22 protein-coding genes are annotated in these 19,269 nt (G+C 64.8%); 9 read left to right on the top strand and 13 right to left on the bottom strand.

What is annotated here, in order from left to right; translation table 11 throughout:
• The gene (locus SE91_RS09460) at positions 1-624 is read right to left on the bottom strand and encodes a DUF6321 domain-containing protein (protein WP_061847392.1); all 624 of its coding nucleotides are present in this window, start codon (positions 622-624) and stop codon (positions 1-3) included.
• 43 nt (positions 625-667) lie between these two features.
• Entirely contained in the window at positions 668-1,384 is a 717-nt protein-coding gene (locus SE91_RS09455) for a TetR/AcrR family transcriptional regulator (RefSeq protein WP_061847391.1), read from the bottom strand.
• A gap of 106 nt (positions 1,385-1,490) precedes the next feature.
• Between SE91_RS09455 and SE91_RS09450 the strand changes: the two genes are divergently transcribed.
• From SE91_RS09450 to SE91_RS09430, 5 genes are all read left to right on the top strand, one after another.
• Complete coding sequence (locus tag SE91_RS09450) at positions 1,491-2,888, top strand: carotenoid oxygenase family protein (RefSeq protein WP_061847390.1); 1,398 nt, start codon at positions 1,491-1,493, stop codon at positions 2,886-2,888.
• Positions 2,889-3,035: 147 nt separating this feature from the next.
• The gene (locus SE91_RS09445) at positions 3,036-3,293 is read left to right on the top strand and encodes a hypothetical protein (protein ID WP_061847389.1); all 258 of its coding nucleotides are present in this window, start codon (positions 3,036-3,038) and stop codon (positions 3,291-3,293) included.
• Between the two features lie 172 nt (positions 3,294-3,465).
• On the top strand, positions 3,466-4,020 hold the full coding sequence (locus SE91_RS09440; protein ID WP_060737814.1) for an inner membrane-spanning protein YciB: 555 nt from the start codon (positions 3,466-3,468) through the stop codon (positions 4,018-4,020).
• Positions 4,021-4,119: 99 nt separating this feature from the next.
• Positions 4,120-4,416, top strand: a complete 297-nt coding sequence (locus tag SE91_RS09435) for a hypothetical protein (protein ID WP_008566922.1) — start codon at positions 4,120-4,122, stop codon at positions 4,414-4,416.
• Positions 4,417-4,435: 19 nt separating this feature from the next.
• Positions 4,436-5,356 carry a hypothetical protein gene (locus SE91_RS09430; protein ID WP_061847388.1) on the top strand — a complete coding sequence of 307 codons (921 nt, stop codon included), beginning with the start codon at positions 4,436-4,438 and terminating at the stop codon, positions 5,354-5,356.
• A gap of 106 nt (positions 5,357-5,462) precedes the next feature.
• Here SE91_RS09430 and SE91_RS09425 read toward each other — a convergent pair whose 3' ends face one another.
• Positions 5,463-7,118 (bottom strand): fumarate hydratase, encoded by a 1,656-nt coding sequence (locus SE91_RS09425; RefSeq protein ID WP_008565274.1) that lies wholly within the window; start codon positions 7,116-7,118, stop codon positions 5,463-5,465.
• 212 nt (positions 7,119-7,330) lie between these two features.
• Between SE91_RS09425 and SE91_RS09420 the strand changes: the two genes are divergently transcribed.
• From SE91_RS09420 to SE91_RS09415, 3 genes are all read left to right on the top strand, one after another.
• Complete coding sequence (locus SE91_RS09420) at positions 7,331-7,804, top strand: hypothetical protein (RefSeq protein WP_061847387.1); 474 nt, start codon at positions 7,331-7,333, stop codon at positions 7,802-7,804.
• Positions 7,805-8,129: 325 nt separating this feature from the next.
• Positions 8,130-8,303: a hypothetical protein gene (locus SE91_RS36100; RefSeq protein WP_193409737.1), complete on the top strand. Its 174-nt coding sequence runs from the start codon at positions 8,130-8,132 to the stop codon at positions 8,301-8,303.
• Between the two features lie 118 nt (positions 8,304-8,421).
• Positions 8,422-9,096 (top strand): methyltransferase family protein, encoded by a 675-nt coding sequence (locus tag SE91_RS09415; RefSeq protein ID WP_061847386.1) that lies wholly within the window; start codon positions 8,422-8,424, stop codon positions 9,094-9,096.
• A gap of 27 nt (positions 9,097-9,123) precedes the next feature.
• Here SE91_RS09415 and SE91_RS09410 read toward each other — a convergent pair whose 3' ends face one another.
• The 10 genes from SE91_RS09410 to flgB all read right to left on the bottom strand — a co-directional run bounded on the left by SE91_RS09410 (position 9,124) and on the right by flgB (position 18,395).
• Entirely contained in the window at positions 9,124-9,831 is a 708-nt protein-coding gene (locus SE91_RS09410) for a glutathione S-transferase (protein WP_061847385.1), read from the bottom strand.
• Between the two features lie 140 nt (positions 9,832-9,971).
• On the bottom strand, positions 9,972-10,652 hold the full coding sequence (locus tag SE91_RS09405) for a hypothetical protein (protein WP_008565260.1): 681 nt from the start codon (positions 10,650-10,652) through the stop codon (positions 9,972-9,974).
• Positions 10,653-10,908: 256 nt separating this feature from the next.
• Complete coding sequence (locus tag SE91_RS09400; protein WP_061847384.1) at positions 10,909-11,904, bottom strand: Tim44 domain-containing protein; 996 nt, start codon at positions 11,902-11,904, stop codon at positions 10,909-10,911.
• Between the two features lie 322 nt (positions 11,905-12,226).
• Positions 12,227-14,809, bottom strand: a complete 2,583-nt coding sequence (cckA, locus tag SE91_RS09395) for a cell cycle histidine kinase CckA (protein WP_061847383.1) — start codon at positions 14,807-14,809, stop codon at positions 12,227-12,229.
• Between the two features lie 154 nt (positions 14,810-14,963).
• Positions 14,964-16,043, bottom strand: a complete 1,080-nt coding sequence (gene flhB, locus SE91_RS09390; RefSeq protein WP_008565238.1) for a flagellar biosynthesis protein FlhB — start codon at positions 16,041-16,043, stop codon at positions 14,964-14,966.
• 13 nt (positions 16,044-16,056) lie between these two features.
• Positions 16,057-16,827 (bottom strand): flagellar biosynthetic protein FliR, encoded by a 771-nt coding sequence (gene fliR / locus SE91_RS09385; RefSeq protein WP_060736541.1) that lies wholly within the window; start codon positions 16,825-16,827, stop codon positions 16,057-16,059.
• A gap of 17 nt (positions 16,828-16,844) precedes the next feature.
• Positions 16,845-17,108: a flagellar biosynthesis protein FliQ gene (gene fliQ / locus SE91_RS09380; RefSeq protein WP_060736542.1), complete on the bottom strand. Its 264-nt coding sequence runs from the start codon at positions 17,106-17,108 to the stop codon at positions 16,845-16,847.
• A 108-nt stretch (positions 17,109-17,216) separates the two neighbouring features.
• A complete protein-coding gene (gene fliE, locus SE91_RS09375) occupies positions 17,217-17,525 on the bottom strand; it encodes a flagellar hook-basal body complex protein FliE (RefSeq protein ID WP_061847382.1) in 309 nt (102 codons plus the stop codon).
• A gap of 16 nt (positions 17,526-17,541) precedes the next feature.
• Entirely contained in the window at positions 17,542-17,967 is a 426-nt protein-coding gene (gene flgC / locus SE91_RS09370; protein WP_060736544.1) for a flagellar basal body rod protein FlgC, read from the bottom strand.
• A 23-nt stretch (positions 17,968-17,990) separates the two neighbouring features.
• Positions 17,991-18,395, bottom strand: a complete 405-nt coding sequence (gene flgB, locus SE91_RS09365; RefSeq protein ID WP_061847381.1) for a flagellar basal body rod protein FlgB — start codon at positions 18,393-18,395, stop codon at positions 17,991-17,993.
• A gap of 353 nt (positions 18,396-18,748) precedes the next feature.
• Between flgB and SE91_RS09360 the strand changes: the two genes are divergently transcribed.
• The coding region (locus SE91_RS09360) for a flagellar biosynthetic protein FliO (RefSeq protein WP_197489563.1) at positions 18,749-19,269 on the top strand (521 nt) is incomplete at its 3' end.

Here is a 19,269-nt window from a genome sequence, read left to right as displayed (position 1 = left end):
CTAGCCTCTCGCCTTGGTGCGGCGATAGCGTGCCAGGAGGCGCTCTCCCTTCGCCGCGATGCGCCGTGCCGCTGCCACCGTCCTCGGAACTGGCTCGCCCCAGGCATGCGCCGAAAGCGCGTGCCGGGTCGGCTGCCCCTTGGCATCGACCAACGGCGGCAGCTTCGCGCGGCCATAGAAGCGCACGGCCCAACTGCCCTTGCGACGCATCTCCTGCGGCGTCATCTCCGACGCTTTCTTGGTGACGCCGGGCCGCAGATGCGCGCCCTGCTTGCGTGCGAACGCCTTGCGGCCCGCGGCGGTCAGGCCGCCACGCGGGTCTTTTTCTTTGGCCGAAGCGCGACGCTTAGCCTTTGCGGCTGTCTTCGCTGTCCGCTTTCGGGTCTTCTTCGCCGACTTCTTCGTGGATTTTTTAGCCTTTGAAGATTTGGCTTTCGATTTCGACTTAGACGTCTTCTTCGCTGCCATGCGCATGTTGTCCACGAGGTTGGGATAGCGGCGGCCGGCGCGGCGGGCGCGCGCCTTCGCGGCCGACTTCTGCGCGGGACTGAGATGCTTGGACGCCTTGCCCGCTCGCTTGCGCGGGTTCTGGCGTTTCCAGGGAGCGCGGGACGATTTTGCCATGCGGCGTCAACGCCTCAGCATGGCAAGGGTTGCGTCCGCGGCGTCAGGGACCAGGCTTCTCCGCCACGGGCGCCGTCAGCATCGCCTCGAGCAGCCGTTCGGCGCTGGTCCCTTCAGGAAGCCGCTCCAGAATGTCCTTCAGCCGTCCGTCGAGCAGCAGCATGGTGAAGCCGTGCACCATCGACCAGGCGCGCGCGATCGCCGCGCCCTGGTTGAGCGTCAGCGCATCTTCGCTGATCTGCTCCTGTCGCATCGCGCCGATGGCGTTCGCCAGTCCGGCGAAGGAGGCTTCGGCAGCCTCGTGCAGCGAGGGTCGCGAGTAATCAAGCCGCTCGGTGCGGAACATGATGCCATACATGCCGGGATGAGCCTGCGCATAGGCGACATAGGCTTTCGGCCTCGCCAGCGCGCGTTCGAGCGGCGTCGTGGCGGCATCGCAGGCCGAGGCCATCGCGGTGTTGAACTGGCGGAAGCCGACGGCGGCGAGTTCGCTGAGAAGCCCGGTGAGATCGCCGAAATGATGCGTCGGCGCGGCATGCGAGACGCCCGCCTCGCGGGCCACCGCGCGCAATGTCAGGCCGGCAAGCCCGTCTCGCTCCAGCACCCGCTCGGCGGCCTGGAGCAGCGCCTCGCGCAAAGCGCCGTGATGGTAGGGGGTCTCGGTCTTCGCAGCCGCGGGGCGATGCGCAGGACGCGCACGCGTACTCGAGGCCATCTTTTTCGGAGTGCGCGGGTTCCGCGCCGTTTCGCTCTTGCCCATGGGACAAGCAATATGACGCAATATTGACAGTGTAAAGATTTCGCTTGACCGGAGCGGTGAGCGGCGATATCTCATCTTTACGATGTAAAGATCAGGAGGGTACGCCGTGCAGCAGGACGCCGTCACCGATTGCTACAACAACATCGCGCCGATACCTTTCGAAGCCGACGCGCCATTCCTGACGATCATCGGCGAATTGCCGCGCGAGCTGAACGGCACGCTGTATCGCAACGGCCCCAATCCGCAGTTCTCCTCGCCCGGGGCGCACTGGTTCGTGGGCGACGGCATGCTGCACGCCTTTCATCTCGAGAATGGACGCGCCAGCTACCGCAACCGCTGGGTCCGCACACCGAAATGGCTGGCCGAGCACGATGCCGGCCGCGCCTTGTTCGGCGGCTTCGGCCGCAAGCTGCCGGATGCACCGGCGAACCTGACTGACGGCGGCGTCGCCAACACCAACATCATCTTCCATGGCGGCAAGCTGCTCGCTTTGGAAGAAGCGCATTTGCCGACCGAGATCGAGCCGGGGACGCTGACGACGCGCGGCTATCACGATTATCACGGGCGCGTCGCCGGCAGCTTCACAGCGCATCCGAAGGTGGATCCCGTCACCGGCGAGCTCGTGTTCTTCGGCTACAACGCCGCAGGCCCACTGACGCCTGCTCTCTCCTACGGATCGATCGATGCCGCCGGCAAGGCGACGCGCTTCGAGCGGTTCGAGGCGCCCTATGCCAGCATGGTGCACGACTTCATCGTCACCGCGAACCATGTGCTGTTTCCGATCTTGCCGATCACCGGCAGCATGGAGCGCGCGATGAGCGGGCGGCCGCCATATGCCTGGGAGCCGGACAAAGGCGCCTATGTCGGCGTGATGAAGCGCAGCGGCACGGCCAAGGACATCGTCTGGTTTCGCGGTGAAGCCTGCTACGTCTTCCACATCATGAATGCGTGGGAGGAGGAGAACCGCATCGTCGCCGACGTCATGCAGTTCGAGGAAGCGCCCTTGTTTCCGCATCCGGACGGGCGGCCGACCGATCCGGAGAAGTCGCGCGCCCGGCACTGCCGCTGGACCTTCGATCTCTCGGGCAACACCGACCGCTTCCAGCAGACTTATCTCGACGATCTCACCGGCGAATTCCCGCGCATCGACGATCGTCGTGCCGGGCTGAAGAGCGGTCACGGCTGGTACGCCTGCGCCAATCCACGGCTGCCGATGTTCGGCGCGCTCTCGGGCATCGTCCATGTCGATGGTAACGGCAGGCGGCTCGGCCCCTATCTGCTGCCGGCCGGCGACACCATCTCCGAGCCCGTTTTCGTCGAGCGGTCCAAGGACGCGCCTGAGGGCGACGGCTGGCTGCTCGCGGTGGTCTGGCGCGCGCGCGAGAACCGCAGCGATCTCGCCGTGTTCAACGCCGCCGACGTCGAGGCCGGCCCTGCCGCGCTGGTGCAGCTCGGCCACCGCGTGCCCGACGGCTTTCACGGCAATTGGGTGGGTGCCGCATAGCAGCCGTCATTTCGGAGCGCGACGAAGTCGCGAGGCCGAATCCATTGCGCAGCATGACGCGAAGCGAAATGGATTCTCAGGTGCGCAATTGCGCACCGTAGCGCGACGCTTCGCGTCGCCCCGGAATGACAGACAGAGGAGTTTCACATGCACTTGCCCTGGATCGTCGTAGGCTGTTTGACCGCCCTCACCTGCGCCGTGCTCGTATTGCCAACGAGCCGCCTGCAGCGGAGCAGCCAGACCATCTTCAACGGCGGCATCCTGCTCGCGGTGGGCCTTCTGATCGTCTCGGCGCTGCCGATCCTGTCCCACCTGACTTGGACGGGATGGGTCGATCACACGCTAGACCACGTGGTTGCGCTGTTTCACTTTTTGGAGGTCGCCTATACGGTTTTGACGCTGTGACGGTTCATTGACCTGTCTCGCCCGGAGCAGTCACTCCCATTGAATTGGTTCCAACCGAGCCCTGATTTCTCCCGCAACACCGGTTCATCCACAAAATGGTATCCCGAGCATCGTCAGACCAAGTATGGTACGTCCAGCCGCGCATGCCCAACGCCCGCTGAACAGGACCACGATGAAGGATGTATTCGCCCGTCTCGGCTCCGATCTTTTCTCCGCCATCCTCTTCCTGGCCGTCTACCTCATTACCGACCATATCGTCCTAGCGACGGCGGTGGCGATCGCCGGTGCGTTCGCGCAAGTGATCTATGCCCGCGTCAAGGGGCAGCAGCTCAACTACATGACCTATGCGAGCCTCGCACTGGTCGTGGGACTGGGCGCGATCACATTGCTGACCAACGACGCCCGCTTCATGCTGGCGAAGCCCGCGATCGCACATTTCGCGATCGGCCTGATCATGCTCAAGCGTGGCTGGATGTTGCGCTACATGCCGCCGATCGTCGTCGAGACCGTTCCGGAATATGTGACGGCCGCGGGCTATGCCTGGGCAGCGCTGATGTTCGTGATTGGCGCCGGCATGATCGTGGTCGCTTCCACGGGTGATCTGAAGCTGTGGGCATTCTATCTCACGGTGGTCGCGGGCGGCGGCAAGATCCTGGCCTTTGCCGTGCAGTACATCGTTCTGCGGCTCATCGTCAGCAGCCGCCGACGCGCCGCTGCCCGCGCCTGAATGCGGGGTTACGCAGGCGCGTCGAGTTGGGTTATAGGCTCGCCAAGGGACTGGCCGCGGATCGTCGCGGTCCGCCGGTGATTTGTTCGGGAGACGGGAATGGCCGTGGACGGCAACTGGAATCTGACCATGACGACGCCGATGGGCGAGCGCCAGGCGACGCTGAGCTTGAAAGCTGAGGGCGGCACGCTCACGGGCACGCAAGGTGCGGAAGGTAATACCGCCGAAATTTTCGACGGCACCGTCTCGGGCGACAACGTCTCCTGGAAGGTTTCGATCGACAACCCGATGCCGCTCACGCTGGAATTCACCGGTACGGTCGCGGGCGACAACATCAGCGGCGAGATGGGCATCGGCCCGATGGGCAGCTTCCCGTTCACCGGCGCGCGGGCGTAACGCCGCGCGTCGAATGGCCATGCGTGCGCTCCGCCTCATCGCGGCAACGATCCTGTCTGTCGCGACACAGGCGGCGTGCGCGGACGACACCGAACCGGCGTGGCGCGCAAGCGCGCTCGCCCTGGTGCCGGCAGGCTATGTCGCCGGCGCAGCCTATCGGACCGAAGGCGCGACCGGGTACCTCGCCGTCTATGCCGCAACATCGAACGATCCGAAAGCTCCGGCCAGCGTGTTCGCGGCCCGTCAGAGCCTCGTCGTCACGCTGACTCCGGACGCGACGCGGGCAGTCTCAGCCGAGTTAAAGCCGCACACCGAGCCGGCTCCGAGCAGCGATGACACCGATTTCGCCGAGATGCACGCCGATCTCGCGGCAAAGCGCTCCATCCTGCCCGCAGGTACCGAACCCTGCGCTCTCGGCGCCTGGTCCATCGACAAGGATCCGAACGGCCTCAACGTGCGCGCCGAGCCCTCGGTGAAAGCGCGCGTGCTCGGCACCCTGCCGCCGCCCTACCGGCTCAAGCTCGGCGGAGCCGAGAACACGCCCGAGGGCGGCTGGCTCACCGAATTCCGCATCATCGGCTTCCGGGATGGCTGGTTTCTGATCGCGGGCGCGAAGCCGCCGGGCAAAGACTACGAAGACGAGAAGAGATACCCGCGCAACGCGCCAAAACCCTATGCCGGGCGTGGCTGGGTCGCGGCCAACAAGGTCGGCGCGAGTTATGCCAACGGCTCCACACGTGCGGGCGGCTTGTTTCAGGCCCCCTTCATCGACGCCAAATGGATGCCCGCACAGCGTGAGCTCGGCGGCCCGATCGACGGCGACGGCGGACCGAAGCGACTTCTCGCCTGCAGCGGATATTGGGGCCTGGTCGAGAGCCATGACGGCGTCCGCGGCTGGTGGCGCGCGCTGTGCTCGAACCAGGTTACGAATTGCAGCTAGATCAGACGGAAGCGTCCCCGATCTCTCTGCGTCATACGCGGGCTTGACCCGCGTATCCATCTTCTGACGTGCGATGGATGGCCGGGTCAAGCCCGGCCATGACAACTCAGCCCAGGTTCAACTCCTTGAAGAAGTCGTTGCCTTTGTCGTCAACGATGATGAAGGCGGGGAAGTCGACGACCTCGATGCGCCAGATCGCTTCCATGCCGAGCTCGGGATATTCCAGCACCTCGACCTTCTTGATGCAGTGTTCGGCAAGGTTGGCCGCGGCACCACCAATCGAGCCGAGATAGAAGCCGCCATACTTCTTGCAGGCCTCGCGCACGGCCGGCGCCCGGTTGCCCTTGGCCACCATCACCATCGAACCACCGGCGGCCTGGAATTGGTCGACGAAGGAATCCATGCGGCCGGCGGTGGTCGGACCGAACGCGCCTGAGGCATAGCCGTCGGGCGTCTTGGCCGGGCCCGCGTAATAGACCGGGTGGTTCTTGAAATAGTCCGGCAGCGGCTCGCCCTTCTCCAGCCGCTCGCGCAGCTTGGCATGCGCGCTGTCGCGCGCGACGATCATGGTGCCGGTCATCGAGACGCGCGTCTTGATCGGGTATTTCGAGAACGTCGCCAGGATGTCCTTCATCGGCTGGTTGAGGTCGATCTTCACGACCTCACCGCCGAGCGACTGCTCGACCTCGGGCAGATATTGCGCCGGGTTGTGCTCGAGCTCCTCGAGATAAACACCGTCCTTGGTGATCTTGCCGAGCACCTGGCGGTCGGCCGAGCAGGACACGCCGAGGCCAATGGGGAGCGAAGCGCCATGGCGCGGCATGCGGATCACGCGCACGTCGTGACAGAAATATTTGCCGCCGAACTGCGCCCCCACTCCCAGGCTTTGCGTCATCTTGTGAATTTCCTGCTCCATCTCGACGTCACGGAAGGCGTTGCCGTCGGGCGAGCCGTGGGTCGGCAGCGCGTCGAGATAGCGCGCGGAAGCGAGCTTCACCGTCTTCATGCAGAGCTCGGCCGAGGTGCCGCCGATCACGATGGCGAGGTGATAGGGCGGACACGCCGCGGTGCCCAGCGTCAGAATCTTCTCCTTGAGAAACGCCAGCAGCCGGTCCTTGGTCAGCACCGAGGGCGTGGCCTGGAACAGAAAACTCTTGTTGGCGGAGCCGCCGCCCTTCGCCATGAACATGAACTTGTAGGCGTCGTCGCCCTCGGCGTAGATCTCGCACTGCGCCGGCATGTTGTTGGCGGTGTTCTTCTCCTCATACATCGAGAGCGGCGCGACCTGCGAATAGCGGAGATTGCGGCGCAGATAGGCATCGCGCGCGCCTTCCGAGAGCGCCGCCTCGTCGTCACCGTCGGTGATGACGTTGCAGCCCTTCTTGCCCATGATGATCGCAGTGCCGGTGTCCTGGCACATCGGCAGCACGCCGCCGGCCGCGATGTTGGCGTTCTTCAAAAAGTCCAGCGCGACGAACTTGTCGTTCGGACTGGCTTCGCCGTCCTCCAGGATCGAGCGGAGCTGCTGCAGATGGCCGGGACGCAGGTAATGGTTGATGTCGCCGAAAGCCGCCTCCGACAGCGCCCGCAGCGCCTCGCGTGACACCACCAGCATGTCCTTGCCGAGGACCTTCTCGACCCTGACGCCCTCGGACGAAATCTTCTTATATGGCGTCTCGTCCTTGCCCAGCGGGAACAGTGGGGTGTGCTTGTAGGGCGGAACGGGCTTTGACTGGTCGGGAAAGGCGGTTGGAGCGTTCATGGGGCGGATCTCGGGGTTTTGGGGCCCTGGCGGGCCCTCGGCGTAGAAGCGTTCTAAGCGCATTTTGGGCGGAAAAGAAAGGGAGCGGCGCGCATGGGAGAGGCCGGCCGAGCCCCGCGAAAGCATTGACACAGCACGTGGAAAGGCCAGTCCCCACCCTTGCGCTTCCGGTCCGCCGACGCTTGAATGCGCGTCCTAAGGGGCTTTTCATCATGACATTGAACTTGAACGTCCGCGGCGCGATCCTGGTCGCCGCCGCCATCAGCGGACTTGTGACCCTCACCTCGCCCGCGCGTGCCGACCGCTGTGACGACAGCGCCAAGGAGCTGGCGAGCCAGGTCGATCGTCTCAAGGTGAACTTCCGGGCGGCCAACGTCGTCTACCTGACGCACCCGGCGGCCAAGGAGCTGTCTGTCGGCTGCCGCGGCGACAAATATTCGATCGAGCTCTATGCCAAGGGCGACCGCAAGCCCAAGCCGGAATTCTATGCGTTGGTGGGATCGATGGCGGCGATCGTCTTCACCGTAACGAAGGACGACACCACGACGGGCGCCACACGCTGCCTGAAGCGGATGGGCCTGTTGCGCGGCGACAAGGTCACCATGCGCTACCGGCGCCTCAACATGGAGTGCACCAGGACCAAGACGGAAGCGTCGATCGCGATCACGCGCGGCAAGGACGAGTAGGGGCGCTCGTCGCTATTGCAGCGGACAAGGCGCTCACGTGGCGCGACGCAGCTCGCCACGCATTCCGTCTGCGAGCGCAGCGACTTGTCCGCCGAAGCCTTGGCGAAGGCGGAAGCAATCCAGAGTCCCTCCGTGGAAACAGACTGGATTGCTTCGTCGCAAGAGCTCCTCGCAATGACGCTGAGAGGTCTCGTGACAACGCGGATGAGGCGCGAAAGCCGCCTCATCCACCGCCCCCATTCCCTCGCATTTTAGCGATTGCCTTGAAGGAAATTTCGCTCCTTGCAGGGCAGGCTCGATTGCTTCCATGTGTGAGGATTTGCGGATGAAGGTTTCCACCGTTGCGCCCCCGCCGATCGCGATCGTGGTTCCGAACTACGACACGAGCAAGCAGCAGAACGATCAGGCCAAGGTCAGGGACGAGGATCCGACCTTCAAGCCGCAGCCGCCTGCGCCGCTGCCTCCGGGTCAGGGGACGCGGATCGATCAGCTCGCCTGATCGGGCTTGCCGAAGGCGGAAAGCGCCCGGTCCGGTCGACCGGGCCTCGCGCGTTCCGCCGCATCTTTGCCGGATAGCGGGACCAACTTCGTGCGCGGCCATCCACGGGGTCCTGCGCATGATCGCACGCCTCCTGCTGCAGAACACGATCTTCACCGTCGGCATGGGCACGCTGCTGTTCGCCTCCGCCGGGACATTGCACTGGCCTTCGGCCTGGGTGTTCCTCGTCACCTCCGCCGTACTTGGTCCACTCTGCGGCTGGTGGCTCTACCGGATCGATCCGGCGCTGCTCGCCGAACGTCTGCGGCCGGTCCTGCAAAAGGATCAGCCTGCCGCCGACAAGATGTTCATGATCGTCTTCGTCATTGCGATGCTGGTCTGGCTGGTCGCGATGGGCGTCGACCGACGCATCCGATTCTCCGAGATGCCGATTGCGTTGCAGGTCTTCGGCCTCGTGCTGTTCCTGGCCTCGACACTGTTCACGATGTGGGTGTTCCGCGAGAACTCGTTCGCCGCGCCCGTGGTGAAGCTCCAGGCCGAGCGCGCCCAGCGCGTGATCTCGACCGGGCCTTACGCCCATGTGCGCCACCCCATGTACAGCGGCATGGTCCTGTTCTTCGCCGGCCTGCCGCTGCTGTTGGGGGCGTGGTGGGGACTTGCAATGGTGCTGGTATTCGCAGTCTTGTTTGCGGTCCGCATCGGGATCGAGGAGCGCACGCTGCGCGAGGGCCTGCGGGGCTATGCCGAGTACTCGGCGCGGGTGCGCTATCGCCTGGTGCCAGGTCTTTGGTGAGGAGACATCACTCTCCCGACCGCACCGCTAAGCGTCCAGTTCGCGATAGTGGCGGAAGATGCCTTGCTCGTTGAAAGCAATGCGGCGGTCGCTGTCGAGATAGGCCTTGATGTTCGGCCGTGCGGCGATGCGGTCGTGCAGACCGACAAGGCCCGGGATGTCGCTCTCGAACGCCTTCATGCGCTTGGGGAAGGCATAGCGCAGTCCCGCAACGATCTGGAATAGCGAGAGATCGACATAGGTCAGTCTGCGGCCGGTGACATAGGCGCCGCCGCTATCGGTGAGGAGCCGCTCGAAATAGCCGAGAAATTTTGGCACGCGCTCGCTCCAGAAATCGGCGGTGCGCTTTTTCGCCGGCGGCTTCTGGTCTTCGTAGTACATCGAAGGCCCGAGCGGATGATGGGTGTCGTGGATCTCGACCACGAGATCGGTGATGGTGAGCTGCAGCTGGTGCACCCAGAGCCGGCCAGCCTCCGTCTTCGGCGCAAGCCCATGTCGGCTGCCGAGATAGAGCAGGATGTTGGCGGTCTGGCCGATGACGAGCTTGCCTGCCTTCAGGAACGGCGGCGCGAAAGGCGGCGTGCCCGCATGCGCCTCCATCATCTTCATCATCGCAGCCGTCCCGCGCGGCCCGCGCGCGACGTCGACGTAAGCGGCACCGGCCTCCTCCAGCGCCAGCCGCACATATTCGCCGCGGCCCTGGATCTCGGGCCAGTAGTAGAGCTCGTATTTCATGAGAAAGGTCCGTAAGCGTGGGGCGACGGAACCAATGAAGCAGGCAGCCGAAGGTTCCGCCGAGTGAGCGACGGATCTCGCCGAAAGCTCCGTCATTGCGAGCGCAGCGCTCGCAATGACGAGTGAGAGAGCTCGGCGCCTCAATTCGCCGCGAAACAATACAACAGGCCGTCGCCGCCGGTGGACTTCAGATCGGCCTGCGAGCAGCCACCGTCTGGACCGCGCGAGGGGTGAGAGCTGTTCCAGGACTTCGAGGGCTCGTCGTCGCGCAGGCCGCGGCGATCAAAATGGCCGACCATCGCGGCTCCTTGCGTGCTCGACGTCCAGTTCTTGCAGGTGCGATCGTCCGGCCCGGCAAACGCGGTGCCGTCGGCCTGCGATCCCGTGAGGATGTCGTGCCGGTTCGGCTGGTCGCCAGCACCGGTGATCCCCTCGCCTTTCTCGGTGAGCGCGGTCTGCTTGGTGAGATTATTGGCAGCGCTGTGCAGTTCGCCCACGTCCTTGGCGATCGCGGTGCCCTTGGCGTTCTGCCACGGTCCCTTGCCGATGCGGTCCTTGGCGTTGACGGCCGGCTTGCCGTCCGCGGCCTGCGTCGAGAGATAGGCGCGCCAGGTCTTGCTACCAGCGCCGGCGGCCTGAGCGAGCTTCTGGCATTGCGCGTCGGCCCCCTCGAGGCCCCCGAGATCGGCGCCCTTGCCCGGACCGTTGGAGGTCACAAAGAAGGTCATGTCGGCCGATTGCGCCTGCGCCGATGGCGCTGCCAGCATGGCCATTACGAGCGCAAGGCCCGAAATCGTCACGGATCTGTCGATGCGGATCATGTTGTCCTCCCATTGTGTTGGTTGTCTTGTGCTTGTCGTTGTGGCGTTTTCGAGCGAAGTGGATACCGGTTCGCGTAAAGAAGACGCGTAAAACAAAAATCCAGAGCTTCGGTTCTGATCCATCAGAACCGAAGCTTTGGCCGCCTGATGTCAACCCGACGTGGGCCAGCTTATTCCGATTCTGCGATGCGAGATGGCCAAAGAAAAAGGCGCCGTGCAGAAGCACGACGCCCTTGGTTTGTCCTGTCGCAAGCGATCAGTTGGTTTGCTGGATCGCCGACAATTCCCAGCCGGTGCCCGGCCGGCGGGCGAAGGTCCAGATCTCGGTCGCCTCACCCGGCTGCTCGCTGCCGGCGACGACTGCGCCGGTGTTGCGGTCGGTCGTCTTGTCGGTGAGCGCGAAGCGCAGCGCCACCGTGGCGTAGTCCGTCTCGCCTTCGCGCCAGGCTTCCGCGAGGTCGCCCTGCAACAGCTTGACGTTGGTCACCTTGTTGACGACGTTGCGCGCGCGGTTCTGGGCGCGATCTTGCTCGAAATAGGAGACCATCTCCGGCGTCGCGAGCGTGTGCAGCTTGGCCACGTCCTCGTTCGACCAGGCGGCCTGGACTTCGCCGAGCAGCCGCTCGAACGCCTCGTAGTCGTCCGGCTTGATCTCGAGCGGGGCGTTGTTGGCGCCGAAGCCGAAGCCACCGAGACCGCTGCGATAGTTCGGCTGCGGTGCGGAACCTGCGCCCGTGTCAGCAGCGGCATTGGCATAGGCCGGCTGCTGCGCATGACGGCGCTGCCACCAGGACATCGCCAACCGCACCACGAGCACCACGAGCGCGATCTGGATGATCAGGCCGAGGATCGAGGACAGGCTGCCGAGGCCGCCGAACAGGCCGCCGCCGAACAGCATGCCGAGCAGGCCGGCGCCGAGGAAGCCGGCCGCAAGGCCGCCCATGAAGCCGCCGGCGCGGCCAAACAGGCCGCCGCGGGCGGGCGCAGCCGCGGCCGAATTCATGCCTGCACCCGGCTGGGTGTAGGTGCGGTTGAACTGCGAGGTCGAGCCCGGCGCGGTCGTGGTCGACGGCGGAGCCGAATAGGTTCGCGAGCCGCGCGAACCGGACGAGAAGCCGCCGCCAGCGCGGGCGTCGGCGGACGAGATCGTCAGCGCGGTCGGCAGCGCAAGCGCCAGCACGACGGCAATCGTCTTGAAGACACTGCGGGAGCGTTGCGAGAAAGTCATGTGCGTTTCCCAAATCCCCGGCATGGGGACGTGCGCTTAAGATGGGCAGACTTCCCGAAAAGTGAAGCCGGTTTCGGGAAATGTGGCTGCGGCCCTCAGTCGCGGGGATGTGGCAAAAGCTCCTATTTGGCAGGGGTTTTACGGGGAACCAGGGGCCAACGGTTAGCGCCGGGTTTACGACCGATTTCCGCTTTTCCCCACATCAGCGCGAGCCCAGCTGTTCACCAGCCGTCATTGCGAGGAGTGCAGCGACGAAGCAATTTCCGCGGAGAGATTCTGGATTGCTTCGTCGCTGCGCTCCTCGCAATGACGGAGAAAAAGATCAGCGCGCGCGAGAGGAAGACCCTCACCCCTGCTTCATCATCGTCTCCTTCACCGCCGCCACGAGCTGGCTGAGCGTGAACGGCTTTGGCAGGAAGTCGAACTGCTGGCCCTCGGGAAGACTCTTCTCGAACGCATCCTCAGCGTAGCCGGAGACGAAGATGAACCTGATCTCGGGGTTCTGCTCCCGCATCGCCTTCAGCAGCGTCGGGCCGTCCATCTCCGGCATCACCACGTCGGAGACGACGAGATCGATCGCGCCGCTCTGCTCCTCCAGCACCTCCATGGCCTCGACGCCGTTCTCGGCCTCGACCACGGTGTAGCCGCGCGAGCGCAGACCGCGCGCGTTCAATGCACGCAGGCCCTCCTCGTCCTCGACCAGCAGGATGGTGCCCTGTCCCGTGAGATCGGTCCGCGGCTTGGCCTCCGCTGGCGGGCTGGCCTCCTTCGATGCGCCATTGGTCGCGCTGATCACGGCTGCAGGCTGCTCGACCTGCGCCTCCGCCTCGGCATGATGGCGCGGCAGGAAGATATGGAACGAGGTTCCCTGCCCCGGTTCGGAATCGACGTAGATGAAACCGCCGGTCTGCTTGACGATGCCGTAGACGGTGGACAGCCCGAGTCCGGTGCCTTTGCCCACCTCTTTCGTCGAGAAGAACGGCTCGAAGATCTTGTCGCGAATGTCGGCGGGGATGCCGGTGCCGGTGTCGGCGACTTCGATCCGTACATAGTCCGCCGCCGGCATGCCCTTGTAGGCGAGCTTGCCGGCATCGTCGCTGGCGACGTTGGCGGTACGAATGATCAGCTTGCCGCCGTCGGGCATCGCGTCGCGCGCGTTCACCGCGAGATTGACGATCACCTGCTCGAACTGGGAGACGTCGACCTTCACCGGCCAGAGGTCGCGGCCGTGCACGAGGTCGAGCTTGACCTTCTCGCCGATCAGCCGGCGCAACAGCATGGTGAGATCCGAAAGCGCATCGCCGAGGTCGAGCACCTGCGGCCGCAGCGTCTGCCGCCGCGAGAACGCCAGCAGCTGCCGCACCAAGGTGGCGGCGCGCGTCGCGTTCTGCTTGATCTGCATGATGTCCTGGAACGACGGATCGGTCGGCTTGTGCGCGTTCAGCAGGAAGTCGTTCGCCATCATGATGGCGGAGAGCACGTTGTTGAAATCGTGGGCGATGCCGCCGGCGAGCTGGCCGACCGTCTCCATCTTCTGCGACTGGTTGATCTGGTTCTCCAGCGCGCGCCGCTCGGTGGTCTCGAGCATGTGCACGATGGCGGCCTCCGCCTCGTTCTCGGCCGCATCGACCGGCGTGACGAAGAACTGGCCCCAGCGCTCCTTGGTCCCTTCCAGCGCCACCTCGACGGGGGCGATGTCGGCCTGGCCTTCGGCGGCCTGGTTGATGGCCGCGATCAGCAGATGGCGATCGCGCGAATTGACCGCGCGGAAGATCGACTTGGAAGCGCTGTCGAGCCCGAGCGCCTGCCCGAGCTTGGCGTAGCGCGCATTAGCGCGCACCACGTTGCCGCCGCGATCGACGGTGGCGATCGCCATCGGCGTGTGGTCGAAGAAGCGCATGAAGCGCACTTCGGCGGCACGGTCCGGGTCGCTGCGCTCGTCGCGCGCACGGCTGATCACGAGCGTGCGCGACGGACCCGGCGCGCCATCGGCTCCGAAGGCGAGCTTGTGATAGAGCCGCACCGGCATGGTCTTGCCCGTGCGCATGCGCAGGTCGATGTCGAAGACTTCGGTCTTGACCTCGCCGGGCACCGCGACGATCGAGGTCAACAGCGAGGCGCCGTCGCCGGAGACGATGTCGGTCAGCTTGAGGCCGCCCGAGCCGATCTCGGCGAGGTCGTAGTCGAGCCAGTTCGCCAGCGTCGCATTGACGTAAGCGAGCTCGCCGGCCGGATTGACCGAGAAGAAGCCGCACGGGGCGTGATCGAGATATTCGATCGCGTGCTGGAGCTCCTGGAACACGTCCTCCTGGCGCTCGCGGTCGCGGGTGATGTCGGCGATCGACCACACCGCATATTTCCCCTCGCGCTTGCCCGTGCCGAGGGGGCGGACCCGCATGCGGAGCCAGCGACCCTGGTTGCCGTCATGGCCGGAGATACGCACCTCTTCCTGCTGCCGTTTGCCTTCGCGGGCGGCCTTGAGCAGGCGGAACACGGCTTCGGAGACATCGGGATTGCCGATGAAGACGCGCTCGACGGGACGCACGTCCTGGGGACCGGTCGCACCCGTCAGCGTCAGATAGGCCGCGTTGGAATAGACCACATGCCCGCGGCTATCGGTGACCGCGAGCCCGTCGAAGGCATGATCGGAGATCCGGCCGATGATGGGATCATCGAGATTGCGGTCGGCGAAGCGGATGATGCCGGCGGCGAAGGCGAACAGGTTGAACAGGCCGACCATCGCCAGCACGGCGAGGATGCCGAGAATATAGGGCTGCGCCTGCGCGCGGCCGAGCGTCATCAGCCCGACGGCGACCGCGACAAGGCCGGCGGCCACCAGCAGCACGAGCGCGATACTGCCCGAGCGCGGCGACGGCTCATGCGCCGCAACGGGCTCGCGTGACAGGTCGTGGTCGGTCTCAGCAGTCATTTTACGCTGGCGTAGCCTGTCGGCAGAGAATCAACGCGCTCCGGGGCGCGCGAGGTCCTCCCTGCCTGAATCGGACCCGGAGGTGCAAGGGCAGCAGACGCGAAAGGTACGCTGATTCCCAGATTACGGCCATTTCCGGTACTTTTCGGGCATTTTATCCCCGCCCGGCGCCGAATCCGCGCTTCAGGCGCATGACGTAACCGATGACCTCGGCGACCGCATGGTAGTGCTCGGTCGGGATTTCCTGGTCGATGTCGACGGTGGCGTAGAGCGCGCGCGCCAGCGGCACGTTCTCGACGATCGGAATGTCGTGCTCGCGCGCGATTTCCCGGATCTTGAAGGCGAGATTGTCGACGCCCTTGGCGACGCAGATCGGCGCGGACATGCCGCGCTCGTAGGACAGCGCCACCGAATAGTGGGTCGGATTGGTGATGATCACGGAGGCCTTAGGAACCGCCGCCATCATGCGCTTCTTGGCGCGCTGCTGCCGCAGTTGCCTGATCCTGCCCTTGATGTGCGGGTCGCCTTCGGACTGCTTGTATTCTTCCTTGATCTCCTGGAGCGACATCTTCTGGCGCTGGAACCAGCTGCGGTACTGGAAGAAATAGTCGGCGATGGCGACGATCGCGAGCGCGGCCACCACCGCGCCGAGCAGGTGGATGGTCATGCTGGTGGTGGCGCCGAGCATGGCCGCCGGGTCGAGCCTGACCATTGCCTCCATGCGATGCCGCTCCGGCCACAGGATCATGGTCATGACCACGGCGAGCAGGACCAGCTTGCCGATGCCCTTGAGGAAATTGGCGGCCGCCTGCTTGCCGAAGATGCGCTTGAAGCCCGCCCCGGGCGAGATCTTGTTGAATTTGGGTTTCAGGGATTCGGTGGACCAGACCAGGCGATGCTGGAGCATGTTGCCGGCAATCGCCGCCAGCGTCAGCATCAAGAGCGGCACGCCGATCGCCGCGAGCACGGCGACTTCGATCTGCTGCGTCAGCGCCAGCAGAGACCTGCCATCGGTCTTGATCATCCAGGAATTGGCGAGCAGGTTGCGCATCGGCGTCAGCAGCCCGCTGCCGACCGAGCCGGCGAAGGTCGAGACCACGAGCGTGCCGCCCGCCATCATGAACCAGGTGTTGATCTCCTGGCTCTTGGCGACGTCGCCGCGTTCGAGTGCGTCGTCGAGACGCTTTTGCGTCGGGTCTTCTGTTTGACTTTCGGGATCGTTGTCTTCCGCCATCGGTCGACCCCCGTCACTTGAGCGGAATCATCTGGTGCATGACACCGATGAAGTAATCGAGATACGTGCCCATCATCGCGGCGAGCACCACGGCGAGGACCAGAAAGCCCGCGAAGATCGAAAGCGGCACGCCGACGAAATAGACCTGCATCTGCGGCATCAGCCGCGCCAGGATGCCCAGCCCGATGTTGAACACGAGGCCGAACACCAGGAACGGTCCGGAGAGCTGCAGGCCGAGGCGGAACGCGGCGGCGAAGGCCCGCGTCGCCAGCGAGGCGATGTCGCCGCTCGAGACGGTCTCGCCCGGCGAGAAGATCTTATAGCTGTCGTTCAGCGCCGCGATCACCAGATGATGGCTGTCGGTGGCAAACAGCAGCGTCACGCCCAGCATGGTCAGGAAGTTGCCGATCAGCACGCCTTGCTGGCCCTGCGTCGGATCGACCGAGGTGACGAAGCCGAGTCCCATCTGCTGCGCGATCACGGAGCCGGCGACTTGGAGCGCCGAGAGCGTCACGCGGGCGGTCGCGCCCAGCACGATGCCGATCGCGATCTCATGCAGCATCAGGACCAGGAGCGGCGCAAGCGAGCCCATGTCGACCTGATAGGCGTTGCGATGCAGCGGCAGGATGATCAGCGTGAGCAGCAGCGCGATCGACAACTTGATCCGCGTCGGGATGTTGGTTTCGCCGAGCCCTGGCAGCAGCATCACCATCGCGCCGACCCGGGCGAAGACCAGCATGAATGAAGCGGCGAGCGCCGGCAGCAGCGAGACGTCGATGCGCATGATCTACGCATTGTGCCTTAGCCGCCGATGATTCGCGACGAGATCCGCAGCATGTGGGCGTGGAGCGAGTCGGCCATGAACGGCAGCGCCAATAGCATCGTGGCAAAGATGGCCAGGATCTTGGGCACGTAGATCAGCGTCTGCTCCTGGATCTGCGTCAGCGCTTGGAACAGCGACACGACGACGCCGACCACGAGGCCGACCACCATCAGCGGCGACGATACGATCACGATGGTCCAGATCGCATCGCGTGCGACGTCGAGGGTTTCGGGTCCGGTCATTTGCAGAATTCCGCTGTTCTTTGTCTGAGGGCACTGAGGGAAGCGAATGGCGAGTGGCGAATGGGAGAGCCTATTCGCCACTCACCATTCGCCGGTCGCCCTCCCCAATCAGATCGGCATCTTCATGATGTCTTCATAGGCCGCGATGACGCGGTCGCGGACCGAAACCAGCGTCGACACCGCAACGTCGGTGTCGGCGACCGCCGTCACCACGTCCATCACGTTGGCCTTGCCGGAAGCCATCGCCACCGCCTGCGCGTCGGACTTGCGACCGGACTCGATGACGCTGCCGACGGCGTCCTTCAACAGCGAAGCGAAGGATTGCCCGCTCGGCTCGCTGCCCTTGGCGGCGCCGCTGTTCTCCAGCACGCGGGCGAGATTGGCGTAAGCATTGGCGGCGATTGTCGGTGATGCCATGGCTCAGATGTCCTGTTCAGCTCTTGAGGATGTCCAGCGTGCGCTGGATCATCCGGCGCGTCGCACTGATGATGTTGAGATTGGCCTCGTAGGACCGCTGCGCATCGCGCATGTCGGTCATCTCGACCACCGAGTTCACGTTGGGATATTTGACGTTGCCGCTCGCATCCGCGGACGGATTGTTGGGCTCGTACCTGACCCGGAAGGCGGACTGATCGGGCTTGATCCTGCCGAGGGTGACGACCTGGGCCTCCAGCGTGCGGTCGAGCGCGGACGAAAAAGTCGGCACCTTGCGCCGGTAGGGATCGCCGCCCGCGGTCTGCGCAGTCGAATCCGCGTTCGCGATGTTCTCCGAGATCACCCGCATGCGTCCGGCCTGCGCCCGCAGGCCGGAGGTCGCGATCGCCATCGAGCGGGCAAAGTCGCTGCTGTCATTCGCCATGATCCGCCTCCTCTAAGCTTCTCTCAGGCCTTGCCGATCGCGGTCTTGAGCAAATGCAGGCTCTTCGAATAGAGCGAGGTCGCCGCCGCGTAGTCCATCTGGTTGTTGGCCGCTTTCATCATCTCCTCTTCGAGGACGACCGCGTTGCCCGCAGGCCGGGTCTCGAAGCCCACATTCTTGTTCTGGTCGAATGCGGAGGCCGCCCCCGGCGGCGGTAGGTGGGAACCGCTGGTGCGGGTCAGCACCAGGGGTCCCATGGCGCCGGTGATCGCGCCGGATTTGTCGAGCTTCGGCTCGACCAGGTCGCGCGGCCGGAATTTGGGAGTATCGGAGTTGGAAACGTTCTCGGACAGGACGCGCTGGCGCTCCTGATGCCACTGCATCTTGGTTCGCAGCGCCGACAGCAGCGGGAGGTCGTTGATGGACATCGTTGCGGCTCCTTCCGCCCATTCCGGACCTCGAGGTCCGGAGCTAGGCAGAATTTGCCGCGTGTATGGTTAACGGCTGGTTAAGATGTCACAGGCATATGTCCCCGGACGGGACATGAATGTGCGTGCCCCGTGATTCGATACGCCCAAAAGCAGCATTAACCCAACCGCTTGGCGGCGCGTGCACAGGCCAAGAAGTCGTTTTGGATCGGGCGATTCATGGGTTATTAAGAGTTGGGGACGGCAAAACTTGCCGTGGGACGTTAAGAAATCGCAGTTTTGGGGCATCGTAGGCCGGTGGTCGGCGCATCTGACCATGGGCACGAGACAAGCGCCATTCGTCGGGGACAAGTATGCAAGGCAGCCCTATCACCTTCATCGTCGCGTTCATCGCCGTTCTGGCGTTGATCGGCGTCGCTGCATGGCTGGTTCGCCGATTCGGCGGCAGCCGGCTGGGCGCCAACACCCAGCGCGGCAGGATGCCCCGGCTCGCCGTGATCGATGCTGCCGCGGTCGACGGCCGGCGGCGCCTGGTGCTGGTCCGGCGCGACAATGTCGAGCATCTCCTGATGATCGGCGGCCCCACCGACATCGTCGTCGAGCCCAACATCGTTCGCGCCGCGCATGGCCGCGATCAGCTGCCGCAGCGTGCCAACACCGCCGAGCCGCCGCCGCGCCTTGCTCCGATGCCCGATTCCGGCGCTTGGGCCGACGAGGCGCCACGGCCGGAACTGCTCGATCATCCCGAGCCGCAATTGCCCGAGCCGCCGCCGCGCCCCTCGCGCCCGTCCTTTGCCGACGAGGTACGCCGGCCGGCACCGGCGCTGGCCGAGCGGCGCAGCGAGCCGCCTTTGGCCGGTTTCCCCCCCGAGCC

This window comes from Bradyrhizobium sp. DOA1 (assembly GCF_001593325.1).
GTDB lineage: Bacteria > Pseudomonadota > Alphaproteobacteria > Rhizobiales > Xanthobacteraceae > Bradyrhizobium.
The sequence above is the reverse complement of the archived record's forward strand: the minus strand, read 5'-3'. Positions and strand labels throughout refer to the sequence as shown.

Excerpts from the sequence above, each read along its gene's own strand:
- SE91_RS09455 (WP_061847391.1), bottom strand. The coding sequence starts at position 1,384 with ATGGGCAAGAGCGAAACGGCGCGGAACCCGCGCACTCCGAAAAAGATG.
- SE91_RS09405 (WP_008565260.1), bottom strand. The coding sequence starts at position 10,652 with ATGATCCGCATCGACAGATCCGTGACGATTTCGGGCCTTGCGCTCGTA.
- fliQ (WP_060736542.1), bottom strand. The coding sequence starts at position 17,108 with ATGACCGGACCCGAAACCCTCGACGTCGCACGCGATGCGATCTGGACC.
- SE91_RS09400 (WP_061847384.1), bottom strand. The coding sequence starts at position 11,904 with ATGCCGGGGATTTGGGAAACGCACATGACTTTCTCGCAACGCTCCCGC.
- SE91_RS09415 (WP_061847386.1), top strand. The coding sequence starts at position 8,422 with ATGATCGCACGCCTCCTGCTGCAGAACACGATCTTCACCGTCGGCATG.
- SE91_RS09435 (WP_008566922.1), top strand. The coding sequence starts at position 4,120 with ATGGCCGTGGACGGCAACTGGAATCTGACCATGACGACGCCGATGGGC.
- flhB (WP_008565238.1), bottom strand. The coding sequence starts at position 16,043 with ATGGCGGAAGACAACGATCCCGAAAGTCAAACAGAAGACCCGACGCAA.
- fliE (WP_061847382.1), bottom strand. The coding sequence starts at position 17,525 with ATGGCATCACCGACAATCGCCGCCAATGCTTACGCCAATCTCGCCCGC.
- flgC (WP_060736544.1), bottom strand. The coding sequence starts at position 17,967 with ATGGCGAATGACAGCAGCGACTTTGCCCGCTCGATGGCGATCGCGACC.
- SE91_RS36100 (WP_193409737.1), top strand. The coding sequence starts at position 8,130 with ATGAAGGTTTCCACCGTTGCGCCCCCGCCGATCGCGATCGTGGTTCCG.
- SE91_RS09445 (WP_061847389.1), top strand. The coding sequence starts at position 3,036 with ATGCACTTGCCCTGGATCGTCGTAGGCTGTTTGACCGCCCTCACCTGC.
- fliR (WP_060736541.1), bottom strand. The coding sequence starts at position 16,827 with ATGCGCATCGACGTCTCGCTGCTGCCGGCGCTCGCCGCTTCATTCATG.
- SE91_RS09460 (WP_061847392.1), bottom strand. The coding sequence starts at position 624 with ATGGCAAAATCGTCCCGCGCTCCCTGGAAACGCCAGAACCCGCGCAAG.
- cckA (WP_061847383.1), bottom strand. The coding sequence starts at position 14,809 with ATGACTGCTGAGACCGACCACGACCTGTCACGCGAGCCCGTTGCGGCG.
- SE91_RS09420 (WP_061847387.1), top strand. The coding sequence starts at position 7,331 with ATGACATTGAACTTGAACGTCCGCGGCGCGATCCTGGTCGCCGCCGCC.
- SE91_RS09425 (WP_008565274.1), bottom strand. The coding sequence starts at position 7,118 with ATGAACGCTCCAACCGCCTTTCCCGACCAGTCAAAGCCCGTTCCGCCC.
- SE91_RS09410 (WP_061847385.1), bottom strand. The coding sequence starts at position 9,831 with ATGAAATACGAGCTCTACTACTGGCCCGAGATCCAGGGCCGCGGCGAA.
- SE91_RS09430 (WP_061847388.1), top strand. The coding sequence starts at position 4,436 with ATGCGTGCGCTCCGCCTCATCGCGGCAACGATCCTGTCTGTCGCGACA.
- flgB (WP_061847381.1), bottom strand. The coding sequence starts at position 18,395 with ATGTCCATCAACGACCTCCCGCTGCTGTCGGCGCTGCGAACCAAGATG.
- SE91_RS09440 (WP_060737814.1), top strand. The coding sequence starts at position 3,466 with ATGAAGGATGTATTCGCCCGTCTCGGCTCCGATCTTTTCTCCGCCATC.